This window comes from Pseudomonas parasichuanensis (assembly GCF_021601385.1).
GTDB lineage: Bacteria > Pseudomonadota > Gammaproteobacteria > Pseudomonadales > Pseudomonadaceae > Aquipseudomonas > Aquipseudomonas parasichuanensis.
In genome coordinates this window covers 25,402-37,010 of the sequence record NZ_BQHO01000020.1, presented here as the reverse complement: position 1 = coordinate 37,010, position 11,609 = coordinate 25,402, and the positions used below count along the sequence as shown (strand labels likewise).

Annotated in this window: 9 protein-coding genes; 3 read left to right on the top strand and 6 right to left on the bottom strand. The window is 65.6% G+C overall.

The annotated features are described in order from the left end of the window. Positions 1–119 precede the first annotated feature (119 nt). Positions 120–680 carry a TetR/AcrR family transcriptional regulator gene (locus L6D77_RS16625; protein ID WP_232884483.1) on the top strand — a complete coding sequence of 187 codons (561 nt, stop codon included), beginning with the start codon at positions 120–122 and terminating at the stop codon, positions 678–680. A gap of 81 nt (positions 681–761) precedes the next feature. On the opposite strand, the gene L6D77_RS16620 is transcribed toward L6D77_RS16625, so the two are convergent. The 3 genes from L6D77_RS16620 to L6D77_RS16610 are packed head-to-tail and all read right to left on the bottom strand — an operon-like array spanning position 762 to position 6,448. Then, positions 762–2,165 carry an efflux transporter outer membrane subunit gene (locus tag L6D77_RS16620; RefSeq protein WP_232884482.1) on the bottom strand — a complete coding sequence of 468 codons (1,404 nt, stop codon included), beginning with the start codon at positions 2,163–2,165 and terminating at the stop codon, positions 762–764. Further along, complete coding sequence (locus L6D77_RS16615) at positions 2,165–5,293, bottom strand: efflux RND transporter permease subunit (RefSeq protein ID WP_232884481.1); 3,129 nt, start codon at positions 5,291–5,293, stop codon at positions 2,165–2,167. Before L6D77_RS16615 ends, L6D77_RS16620 begins: the two co-directional genes overlap by 1 nt. Before the next feature lie 15 nt (positions 5,294–5,308). Continuing rightward, positions 5,309–6,448, bottom strand: a complete 1,140-nt coding sequence (locus tag L6D77_RS16610; RefSeq protein ID WP_232884480.1) for a MexC family multidrug efflux RND transporter periplasmic adaptor subunit — start codon at positions 6,446–6,448, stop codon at positions 5,309–5,311. A gap of 94 nt (positions 6,449–6,542) precedes the next feature. On the opposite strand from L6D77_RS16610, the gene L6D77_RS16605 reads away from it, so the two are divergent. After that, positions 6,543–7,151: a TetR/AcrR family transcriptional regulator gene (locus L6D77_RS16605; protein ID WP_269807627.1), complete on the top strand. Its 609-nt coding sequence runs from the start codon at positions 6,543–6,545 to the stop codon at positions 7,149–7,151. Position 7,152: 1 nt separating this feature from the next. Continuing rightward, positions 7,153–7,359, top strand: coding sequence for a DUF2158 domain-containing protein (locus tag L6D77_RS16600; RefSeq protein WP_232884479.1), 207 nt, complete (start codon positions 7,153–7,155; stop codon positions 7,357–7,359). Positions 7,360–7,506: 147 nt separating this feature from the next. Here the strand turns inward: L6D77_RS16600 and L6D77_RS16595 are convergent, their stop codons facing one another. The 3 genes from L6D77_RS16595 to L6D77_RS16585 form a co-directional block, all read right to left on the bottom strand. After that, a complete protein-coding gene (locus tag L6D77_RS16595; RefSeq protein WP_232884478.1) occupies positions 7,507–8,760 on the bottom strand; it encodes an OprD family porin in 1,254 nt (417 codons plus the stop codon). Between the two features lie 67 nt (positions 8,761–8,827). Then, complete coding sequence (locus L6D77_RS16590) at positions 8,828–10,132, bottom strand: CitMHS family transporter (RefSeq protein WP_232884477.1); 1,305 nt, start codon at positions 10,130–10,132, stop codon at positions 8,828–8,830. A 121-nt stretch (positions 10,133–10,253) separates the two neighbouring features. After that, positions 10,254–11,573 (bottom strand): dicarboxylate/amino acid:cation symporter, encoded by a 1,320-nt coding sequence (locus tag L6D77_RS16585; protein ID WP_232884476.1) that lies wholly within the window; start codon positions 11,571–11,573, stop codon positions 10,254–10,256. Positions 11,574–11,609 lie beyond the last annotated feature (36 nt).

The following is an 11,609-nucleotide window of genomic DNA, read 5'->3' as shown; positions in this document are numbered from 1 at the left end:
CGAATGCCCAGGCAAATCAGGCAAACATGCCTCAAATGATGCTTTTTTCCATCACATGGGTGCCACCACGACACATTTGCTTCACAATGCCGGCACAGCAAGCAATGTGAGCAATTTCGATGACCTCTCCGGTAACCGACGAGCGCCTGCTCAAAGCGCTGGCCGATGCTATCGTCGTCCACCCCAGGGCCACCCTCAAGGAGCTGGCCGAAGCCGCCGGCGTCAGCAAGGCCACCCTGCACCGCTTCTGTGGCACCCGCGACAACCTGGTGAACATGCTCGAGAGCCATGGCGAGCAGATCCTCAACCAGGTCATCCGTGAGGCCGACCTTGCCCATGCCGAGCCGTTGTCGGCGCTGCGCCACCTCATCACCGAGCATCTCAAGCACCGCGAGATGATGCTGTTCCTGTTGTTCCAGTACCGCCCCGACACCTTCGACGGCAGCGAAGTCAACCGCCGCTGGCAGGACTATGCCGACGCCCTGGATGCGTTCTTCCTGCGGGGCCAGCAGGCCGGCGTTTTCCGCATCGACATCAGCGCCGCCATTTTCACTGAAATGTTCCTGAGCATGGTCTACGGCATTGTCGATGCCGAGCGCCGTGGGCGTGCAGCCAGTGCCACCTCCGTGCAGACGCTCGAAGTGCTGTTCCTTCACGGTGCCATGGCGCCCCAGCGATAACCTTTACGGCGCCCAAAAAAAGCCCCTGGGCATCACACCCAGGGGCAAGGCGGTCGGACTCGCCAACCAAAGGAGCTTTTCTCAGCCCTTGTTCGACCAGCCGCCGCCCAAGGCGCGGAACAGGTCGACCAGGGCCAGTTGGCGCTGGGTGCTGGCCTGGATATAGGCCGCCTCGTTCACGAAGTTGTTGCGCTGCGCATCCAGGTAGCGCAGGTGGTTGTCCACCCCGCCCTCATAGCGCGCCTTGGCCAGTGCCTCGGTCGCCCGGCTGGTATCCACCAGCGCCCGCCGCGCGGCTTCCTCGCGGCGCAGCGTATCGCTGGCGGCCAACGCATCGGCCACCTCACGGAATGCGCTCTGGATCGTGCCCTCGTAGGCGGCCACCGCCGAATCCTTGCGCGCTTCGGCCAGGCTCAGCCCGGCGCGGTTGCGGCCGCCATCGAACAGCGGCAACGACAGCTGTGGCATGAAGCTCCAGCTGCGCGAACCGCCGTCGAACAACCCGGACATCTGCGCACTGGAGGTGCCGAAACTGCCGGTCAGGCTGATGCGTGGGAAGAACGCCGCCCGCGCCGCGCCAATGTCGGCGTTGCGTGAACGCAAGCGGTGCTCGGCGGCGAGGATGTCCGGACGGCGCTCGATCAGCGCCGACGGCAAGCCAGGGGTGATGTCCTGCAGCACCATCGGCGCGTCCGGGCGCTCGCCCGGGATCACCTTGGCCGCATCCGCGTTACCCAGCAGCAGTACCAGGGCGTTATAGGCCTGGCGTTGCTGACGCACCGTGGCCTCGAGGTCCGCCCGGGACTGCTCGACCAACCCCAGCGCCTCCTGATGGTCCAGCGCGGTGGCGGTACCGGCGGCGCGACGCTGGCCGACCAGGGCCAGCGAGTCCTCACGGCTGGCCAGGGTCTGGCGGGTCAGCGCCAGGCTGCGCTCGGCACCATCCAGGGTCAGGTAGGCCTGGCTGACTTCGGCGATCAAGGCGATGTGCGCGGCACGGCCGACCTCCTCGGTGGCCAGGTACTGCTCCAGCGCCGCATCGCTCAGGCTCTTGACCCGGCCGAACAGGTCCAGCTCGTACTCCGGCAGCGACAGCCCCACCTGATAGGTGCTGCTGACGCCTTCACGGCCATTGTTCGACAGGTCCGCCGGCAAGTGCTGGCGGTTGCCCGATGCGCCGGCATTCAAGCCGGGCACCCGGTCGGCGCGCTGGATACGGTACTGCGCGCGGGCCTGCTCGATGTCGAGCAAGGTCTGGCGCAACGAACGGTTGTTGCCCAGCGCCGAGCCCACCAGCTGGCGCAGCACCGGGTCGACGACGAACGCCTGCCAGTCAAGCTGCTCCACCACCGGGCCTTGATGCCCGGCAGCGTCGCCCCACTGCGCCGGCACCGGCGCCTCGGGGCGCTCATAGGTCGGCGCCAGGGAACAGCCCGCCAGGGCCAAGGCCAGCACCAACGGAAGCACACGATTACCCTTGAACATCACTTGGCCACCTCGACAGCCTGTGGCACAGGCGCAGGCTTGCTCTTGAGCAGCGACAGCACCCAGACGAAACAGATCGGTACGAACACCACCCCCAGCAACGTGGCGCTGAGCATGCCGCCGATCACCCCCGTGCCGATGGCGCGCTGGCTCGCCGCACCGGCGCCGGTGGCGATGGCCAGCGGTACCACGCCGAGAATGAAGGCCATGGAGGTCATCACGATCGGGCGGAAACGCAGGCGCGCGGCCTCGATGGCGGCGTCACGCAGGCTATAGCCCTTCTCCCACAGCTCCTTGGCGAACTCGACGATCAGGATGGCGTTCTTCGCCGCCAGGCCGATGATGGTGATCAGGCCGACCTTGAAATACACGTCGTTGGGCATGCCGGTGGCCATCACCGCCCACACCGCGCCCAAGGCGCCGATGGGCACGATCAGCATCACCGTCAGCGGGATCGCCCAGCTTTCATACAGTGCCACCAGCAGCAGGAACACCAGCACGATGGCCAGGGCGAACAGGCCGGCGGCCTGGCCGCTGGAGACCTTCTCCTGGTACGACAGGCCCGTCCAGGCATAGCCGATCCCTGGCGGCAGCTCGCTGACCAGGCGCTCCATCTCGGCCATCGCCTGGCCGGTACTGTGGCCCGGCGAGGCATCGCCGGCGATACGGATCGAGGGATAGCCGTTGTAGCGCACCAACTGCACCGGGCCTTCTTCCCACTTGGTGGTGACAAAGGCGCTGAACGGTACCGGCTCGCCATTGGCGTTCGGCGCGTACAGGCGCAAAACACTTTCCGGGGTCATGCGCTCGCCCTGCTCGGCCTGCACCACCACGCGCTGTTGGCGCCCGGCATTGGTGAAGTCGTTGATCACCGCCGAACCGAACGCCGTGGCCAGGGTGCTGTTGATCGCTTCAAAGTTCACACCCAGGGCGCGGGCCTTCTCGCGGTCAATCTGCACCCGCAGTTGCGGTGCTTCGGCCAGGCCTTCCATCATCGCGTACAGGATGACCGGGTTGCCGTTGGCGCGCGCCAGCAGCTGGTCGCGGGCGGCCAGCAGCGCTTCGCGGCCCAGGCCGCCACGGTCCATCAGGCGCAGGGCAAAACCACCGGAGTTGCCCAGGCCGTCGATCGGAGGCGGCATGACCGCGGTGATGGCGCCGTCGCCATTGGCTGCGAATTGCTCATTGACCGCTGCCGTTTCTGCATCCGCCGATTGCGCCTTGCTACGCAGCGACCAGTCTTTGTAGGTCGGGAACGCCAACGCGGCGTTCTCACCCTGGCCCGAGAAGCTGAAGCCGGTGACGGTGATCGTATTGGCCACCGCCTCACGCGACATCAGGAACTTTTCCAGTGCCTCGGCGGTGTGATCCGTACGAACCCGGCTGGCGCCAGGCGGCAGTTGCACGTCGACGATGCCGTAACCCAGGTCTTCAGCCGGCACGAAGGCCTCCGGCAAGCGCACATAGGAATAGCCAAGGACCAGCAGGATGCCGACATAGGCCAGCATCCAACGCCCCGCACGGGCCACCAGGGCGCTGTTCATCACCGAGTAGCGCTCGGTCACACGGGCGAAGCTGCGGTTGAAGGCGCCGAAGAAACCACCCTTCTCATGATGGCCATGGGCGACCGGCTTGAGCAGCGTGGCGCACAACGCCGGGGTAAAGGTCAGGGCCAGGAAGCCGGAGAACAGGATCGACACCGCCAGCGACACGGAAAACTGCTGGTAGATCACCCCGACCGAACCGGACATGAACGCCAGCGGCATGAACACCGCGGCCAGCACCATGGTGATACCGATGATCGCCCCGGATACCTGCCCCATCGCCTTGATGGTCGCGTCCACCGGCGACAACCCTTCATCGGCCATCAACCGTTCGACGTTCTCCACCACCACGATGGCGTCATCCACCAGGATACCGATGGCCAGCACCATGCCGAACATGGTCATCATGTTCACCGAGAACCCCAGCAGCTTCATGATCATCAGCGTGCCCAACAGGCACACCGGCACCACGATGGACGGGATCAGGGTGTAGCGGATGTTCTGCAGGAACAGGAACATCACCAGGAACACCAGCACCATGGCTTCGATCAGGGTATGGATCACCTTCTCGATGGCCACGTCTACGAAGCGCGAAGTGTCGTAGGGTACCGAGTAGTCGACGCCCTCGGGGAAGAACTGCGACAGCTCGGCAAGGCGCTCCTTGACCAGGGTTGCGGTCTGGATCGCGTTGGCGCCGGGGGCCAACTGCACGGCGGCGACCACGGCCGGCTTGCCGTCCAGGCGCGCGGACAGGTTGTAGTTTTCGCTACCGATGGCCATGCGCGCCACATCACCCAGGCGCACGCTGGAACCATCCGGGTTGGCCCGCAGCACGATAGCGGCGAACGCCTCGGGGGTATCGAGGGTACCCTGCACCGCCAGGGTCGCGGTCAGTTCCTGCTCGCTGGCGCCTGGCGTGCTGCCGAAGCTGCCGGCGGGCACCTGGACGTTCTGGCCCAGGATGGCGGCCTTGATGTCATCGATGGACAGGCCGTAACCCACCAGTTTCTGCGGATCGACCCAGACCCGCATGGCCGCTTCCGAGGCGAAGAACTGCAGCTTGCCCACACCGGGCACCCGCAGCAGTTCGTTGTTGATATTGCGCGCGGCATAGTCGGCCAGCGCGGTAACACCGCCACGGGCATCTGCCGTGCTGGTCAGTGCATACATCAGCAGGAAACCCGAACTGGCCTGTTCGACCTTCAGCCCCTGAGTCAGCACCGCTTGCGGCATGCGCGCCTCGGCCTTTTTCAGGCGGTTCTGCACATCGACCTGGGCCATGTCCGGTGCGGTTCCCGGCTGGAACGTCACCATCACCTCGGCCACGCCATTGGAGTTGTTGGTGGACTCGTAGTACAGCAGGCCCTTGGCGCCGTTGAGCGACTCTTCGATGATGCTGGTCACCGACTCCACCATGACCTTGGCCGAAGCACCCGGGTAGCTGGCGGTGATGGAAATCTGTGGCGGTGCCACGCTGGGGTACTGGGCCACCGGCAGCGCGGGGATCACCAGCAGGCCGGCCAGGGAGATGAGCAACGCCACGACCCAGGCGAAGTTCGGCCGATTGATGAAGAACTTGGACATGATCTTGACCTCGCCTTACTGCGCCGCAGCTTGTTGCGCCTGGGCCGGTACCACGGGCATGCCCGGGGCCAGGCCGGCTGGGCTGCCGACGATCACCTGGTCGCCGGCGTGCAACCCTTCGACGATCTGCCAGCGCGCGCCCTGCATCACGCCGGTGCGTACGCTGCGGGCCTCGGCCACGCCGCCGGTGCCGACCACCATTACCCGCGCCGCGCCATCGCTGCCGCGCTGCACAGCCCGTTGCGGCACCAGCAAGGCTTGCCGATCGGTGCCTTGCGGGGTGCGTACGCGCACGTACATGCCCGGCAACAAGGTGCCGTCGGCATTGTCGAAGCGCCCGCGCAGGGTGACCTGGCCAGTGCCGCGGTCGACCGCCACGTCGGTGAACATCAGCGCGCCCTGGCGCTGGTAGTCGGTGCCTTCCACCTGGGCGGTCAGCGCCTTGTCGTCGCCGCCAGCCAGTGCGCCGTCCTTGAGGGCCTGACGCAGGCGCAGGGCATCGGCGGCAGACTGGGTGAAGTCGACATAGATCGGGTCGAGCTGCTGGATCCGCGCCATCAGCGTGGCATCGCCCTGCCCCACCAGCGCACCCTCGGTGGCCAGGGCCCGGCCGATACGCCCGGAAATCGGCGCGGTGACGGTGGCGTAACCGAGGTTCAGGCGTGCGGTCTGCACATCGGCCTGGCCGGAACGCACGGCGGCCTGGGCGCTGCGCAGTGTGGCGGTGGCAGTGTCGAAGTCCTGCTGGCTGACCGCTTCGATCTTGACCAGTGGCGCATAGCGCTTGACCCGCGCCTCGGCCTCCTGCTGCACCGCCTGGGCACGGGCCAGGTCGGCCTCGGCGCGGGCCAGGGCCACCTTGAACGGCGCCGGGTCGATCTGGAACAGCACATCGCCGGCCTTGACGTCGGCGCCCTCTTCGAAACGCTTGTGCAGGACGATGCCCGCCACCCGCGCCCGCACCTCGGCCACCCGCATCGGCTCAACCCGCCCAGGCAGTTCCGAGGCCAGCGTCAACTGCTCGGCCACCAGGTTCACCACTTCCACCGGATAGCGTGTTTCGGCCGCACTCTGCTGCTCCTCAGCCGGGCCGCACCCTGCCAATGCAATCGCGCCTGCCAGCACACCCATCCTTAACGCACGTGTCTTGCCCATCACTCACCCGAGCCTTGATTGAAAACGGACCGAATGCTACCTTTTCGACCTTAATGAGTCAAATTTGTCTCATTAGATAATTTGGAGGCTTATCTTGAACCCGATCGCATCGAGGCTGGATTCCCCCGGCCTGCCGTTGCCCGCCACCTTGCTGAACACACTGTTTGCAGCGGCAGCTTTGCAGCCGCGGGCCTCCATGCAGGAACTGGCCGAACTGGCCGGCATCAGCCGGGCGACCTTGCATCGGCTGTGCGGCACGCGGGACAACCTCGACAGCCAGCTCGAACGCCACGCCAGGGAAACCCTCGAACGCATCCTCGACAGCGTCGCCCCGCTGGCGTCGTCGCCGTTGGCCGCGCTGCGCCAGCTGATCGGTGAGCACCTGGCCCGTGGTGAGCTGATGGCGTTTCTGGTGTCCCGCTATCACGCCAATCTGCAGGCCAATGGGCAGCGCGAAGCCGACTGGCAGTTCTATCTGGACAAGCTCGACGCGCTATTCTTGAGCGGTCAGCAACAAGGAACCTTCCGTATCGATGTCACCGCCGCGCTGCTGACCGAGCTGTTCATGACGTTGCTGTACGCAACGGTGGATGCGCGCCTGCGGGGCCGCATGCCCAGTGCGAGCGACGGGATCATGGAGCAGATTTTCCTGCTGGGAACCGCGAGCCGAACCCCCGCCTTGCAGTTGACCGTGGAGCATTGAGATGAGCGAATTCTTCAGAGGTGATGTGGTGCTGCTCAAAAGCGGTGGGCCACTGATGACGATTGCCAACATTCGGCAGCAACGTGCGCTGACCGGGTTCCCTGCCACGGTGTTCGCCTTCTGCCAGTGGTTCGAAGGCAACAGGTCGATGGAAAAGTGGTTCGACACCACCACGCTGGAAGTGGCAGACAAGGCGCAGCGGCACTGAGGCCCAGGGCACGACCGCGGGGTGCGCTGCCACCGGCATGAACGTGCGTCAATCCTGGCGTTGCCTGCGGGCGACCACGCCGTTCTTGCACGGTACGGCGAGCATTTTGCCGAGTTCGCGTTCTGGCTGCATGCCTAGCTCGAGGCACTACCACAGGGCGATGTCGTAGGTCAGGTAAATGCGATTGCTGTCCCGCCCACGGGCAAAGTCGGCGCGGTACACATAGTTGCGCAGCTTCACGCCCAGGCCCTTGAAGCTGCCCGACTGCACCACGTACGCCACTTCCATGTCGCGCTCCCACTCACTCAAGCCCGCGGCGCCAGAGCGGCCATTGTCGCCGCTCAGGTAACGGGCCATGAACGTCAGCCCCGGCACGCCGGCAGCGGCAAAGTTGTAGGCATAGCTGGCCATCCAGGTCTTCTCCTCTTCCTCGATGAACTTGCCGATACCGACGTTGCTGAACGAATACACCGTCGCCCCGCTGACATAGGGCAGCCCCGCCTCGCCATCGAGCACCTGGTAGCCCGCGCCCAGGGTGTGGCCAGTGTGGGTATAGGCCAGCTGGCCGCTGAGCATGTCGTTGTCGATGCGGCCACCGTAGGCCGCCCCGCTGTCGCGGCTCTTGAAATAGCGCAGGTCGCTGGTCAGCACACCGCCTGCCAGCGGCAGGTCATGCTGGACCCCACCGAAGTCCTGGCGGTAGAAGTGCTCCAGCTCGCCGTGGAAGTAGCTCAACCGCAGCTGCTTGCTGACCGCGTACTCGGCGCCTGCATAGGTGAAGTCGCCCGATGCGCCACCGCCGTAGCCGTCGGCATACAGCCCGGTGCTGTCAGAGGAGTCGCGCTGCTTGAAGCGGTCGAGGTGGCCGGCGCTCAGGGTCAGGCCGCTGATGTCGGTGCTGACCAGCTGGGTGCCCTGGTAGGTCTGCGGCAGCAGGCGGGCGTCGTTGTAGACCAGTACCGGGGTCTTGGGCAGCAAGCTGCCATGTTTGACCACGGTTTTGCCCAGCCTGACCTTGGCGGTGACCCCGAAACTGGCGAACTCGTCCGCCGCACGGCCATCGTCATGCACCGGCAGCAGGCCGGTGCCGCTGCGCCCGCGCCCCGAGTCGAGCTTCACCCCGACCAGTGCCAGGGCATCCACCCCCAGGCCGAGCGGGCCCTGGGTAAAACCGGACTGGTAGTCCAGCAGAAAGCCCTGCGCCCATTCCACCCGCTCGCTCTTGGCGCTGGCGGCGGCGCGGGCGCTCATGCCGTGCTCGTCGCGGAAATTCTCGTTGAAATACACATTGCGCAACTGCAGCTTGAGGCTGCTGTCATCGATGAAACCGGCCGCCTGGGCCGCAGGGAAGGTGCAGAACAGCAGGCCGCAAGCGGCCCCACGCTGGAGGGATCGTGTCATGTTCGGGGACTCTTTTATTGTTATGGGTGCGTAACGGGGCGGCCGCTCGGCCACCCGGCAGGGCGGGTCAGACGAAGAAGGACAGGGCCCCGGTCAGCAGGGCCAGCGCGGTGATCACCAGCGAGGTCAGCACCGCCCACTTCACCGTGGCTTTTTGGAATTCGCCGATGTCGCGGTCGACCATGCCCACCAGCAGCAAGGTGGACGCCACCAGCGGGCTCATCAGGTGCACCGGCTGCCCGAGCACCGAGGCGCGGGCGATCTCCACCGGGTCGATGCCATAGGCGGCCGCCGCGTTGGCCAGGATCGGCACCACGCCGAAGTAATAGGCGTCGTTGGACAGCACGAAGGTCAGCGGCATGCTGGTGATCGCCACCACCAGCGGGAACCAGTGGCCCCAGGCTTCCGGGATCCAGTCGACCAGGGTCTGCGCCAGCGCATCGACCATCTTGGTGCCGGAGAAGATGCCGGCAAAAATACCGGCGGCGAATACCAGCAGCACCACGGTCATGGCGTTGCCGGAGTGGGCGAGGATGCGCGCCTTCTGCAGCTCGAGCTGCGGGTAGTTGATCATCAAGGCGGCGACGAAGCCGATCATGAACAGGATCGCCGCATGCATCAGGCCCATCACCAGCGCGACCATCACCGCGATCACCAGCACCAGGTTGACGTAGGCCAGGCGCGGGCGCTTGTGCGGGGTGTCTTCGAGGATAGCCTTGATGTAGCAATTGCCGCCGCCGGATTCGAGCTTGATGTTGCCGATGCGCTTGCGCTCGGCGCGGCCCAGCAGGAACGCGGTGAACACCACCCAGGCCGCACCGCCGACCATGGTCGGCAGCATCGGGATGAAGTACTCGCTGGCATCCAAGCCCAGGGCGGCGATGGCCCGGGTGGCCGGCCCGCCCCACGGGCTCAGGCCGCTCATGATGCTCAGCGAGAGCATGGCGATGGTGGCCAGGATCATCGGGTTCATGCCGATGCGCTTGTACAGCGGCAGCATGGCGGCGCAGGTGATCATGTAGGTGGTGGTGCCGTCGCCGTCGAGGGCCACCAGCAGCGACAGCAGCGCGGTGCCCATGGCGATCTTGATCGGGTCGCCATTGACCCGCTTGAGGATCTTGCGGATCAACGGGTCGAACAGCCCGGCATCGATCATCAGGCCGAAGAACAGGATGGCGAACAGCAACAAGGCGGCGGACGGCGCGACCGTTTTCAGGCCGTCGAGCATCATCTTGCCGAGGTCCGGGGCGAAGCCGCCGATCACGGCGAAGACGATCGGAACCACGGTGAGCGCGACGATCGGCGACAGGCGTTTGCTCATGATCAGGTAGGTGAAGGTCACCACCATGACCAGGCCAAGCAATGCGAGCATGGGAATATTCTCTTGTTTTTATGGGGTGTGGCCGCCGCGAGCGCGAACGGCCCCCTGCCCCACCCGCGCCTTGCAGCGCTGGGTGGAAGTTTATGTCAATCAGTGGCTAGGGGCGGGGTTGCTAGCCGTGGCGGTGCGACTCGGCTGCCGGCCATTGGGCTGGGCGTTCATCGCTGGCAGCGGGCTGCGGCTGTGGGCCTTCGGCCAGGGTGCGCATCAGCGTCTGCCGGTCGCAGGCGTTTTCCGACAGCGAGATGACCACCGTGGCCACCGCGTTGCTGGCCAGGCTGGTCAGCGCCCGCGCCTCGGACATGAAGCGGTCGACACCGATCAGCAGCGCCAACCCCGCCAGGGGGATGTCGTGAATCACGGTCAGGGTCGAGGCCAGGGCAACGAAGCCGCTGCCGGTCACCCCCGCCGCGCCCTTGGACGACAGCAGCATGATCGCCAGCATGGTCAAGGTCTGGCCGAGGGTCAGGTCGATGTTGCAGGCCTGGGCGATGAACACCGCGGCCAGTGACAGGTAGATGGCCGTGCCGTCGAGGTTGAACGAGTAACCGGTGGGCAGCACCAGCCCTACCACCCCCTTCTTGCAACCCAGGGCTTCGAGCTTCTGCAGCATGCGCGGCAGCACCGGTTCTGTGGACGAAGTGCCGAGCACCACCAGGAACTCTTCGCGCAGGTAGCGCAGCAGCTTCCACAGGCTGAAGCCATTGGCCCGGCACACCCCGCCAAGCACCACCAGCACGAAGAAGGCACAGGCGATGTACAGGGTCATGACCAGCTTGGCCAGCGCGCCAAGCGAGCTGATGCCGTACTGCCCCACGGTGAACGCCAGGGCGCCGAAGGCCCCCACCGGGGCGAAGCGCATCAGGTAGCCGAAGATCTTGAACACCATCTGCGAGGCCGCTTCCAGCACGGTGAGCACCGGCTGGCCGCGTTCGCCCATGGCCGACAGGGCAAAGCCACACAGCACGGCGAGGAACAGCACCGGCAGCACTTCACCTTTGTTGAACGCGCCGATGAAGGTGTCGGGGATGATGTGCATGAAGAAGTCGACCACACCCAGCTTGGCCGCCGAGTCGGTGTACTGGCTCAGGCCCTGGGTGCTGAGGGTCGACGGGTCGATGTTCATGCCCTCGCCCGGACGGAAGATGTGCACCGCCGCGAGGCCGATCGCCAGGCTGATCACGGTCAGCACCAGGAACAGCAACAGTGTCTTGCTCATCAGCCGGCCCAGCGAACGCCGGTCGCTCATGCCAGCGATGCCGGTGACGATGGTGCAGAACACCACGGGCGCGATCATCATCTTGATCAGCTTGATGAAGGCATCGCCCAGCGGTTTCAGGGCGACCGCCTGTTGCGCCCAGAAGTGCCCGACCACCACGCCCAGCAGGACGGCGCAGAGGATCTGGAAGTACAGTGATTTGACCAGTTTCATGAGGCATCACCCATTGTTGGATTTGTGCGGATGCGC

What these genes read in the sequence shown, in the direction of transcription:
- L6D77_RS16625 (WP_232884483.1), top strand. Translation starts at nt 120, where the DNA reads ATGACCTCTCCGGTAACCGACGAGCGCCTGCTCAAAGCGCTGGCCGAT.
- L6D77_RS16620 (WP_232884482.1), bottom strand. Translation starts at nt 2,165, where the DNA reads ATGTTCAAGGGTAATCGTGTGCTTCCGTTGGTGCTGGCCTTGGCCCTG.
- L6D77_RS16615 (WP_232884481.1), bottom strand. Translation starts at nt 5,293, where the DNA reads ATGTCCAAGTTCTTCATCAATCGGCCGAACTTCGCCTGGGTCGTGGCG.
- L6D77_RS16610 (WP_232884480.1), bottom strand. Translation starts at nt 6,448, where the DNA reads ATGGGCAAGACACGTGCGTTAAGGATGGGTGTGCTGGCAGGCGCGATT.
- L6D77_RS16600 (WP_232884479.1), top strand. Translation starts at nt 7,153, where the DNA reads ATGAGCGAATTCTTCAGAGGTGATGTGGTGCTGCTCAAAAGCGGTGGG.
- L6D77_RS16595 (WP_232884478.1), bottom strand. Translation starts at nt 8,760, where the DNA reads ATGACACGATCCCTCCAGCGTGGGGCCGCTTGCGGCCTGCTGTTCTGC.
- L6D77_RS16590 (WP_232884477.1), bottom strand. Translation starts at nt 10,132, where the DNA reads ATGCTCGCATTGCTTGGCCTGGTCATGGTGGTGACCTTCACCTACCTG.
- L6D77_RS16585 (WP_232884476.1), bottom strand. Translation starts at nt 11,573, where the DNA reads ATGAAACTGGTCAAATCACTGTACTTCCAGATCCTCTGCGCCGTCCTG.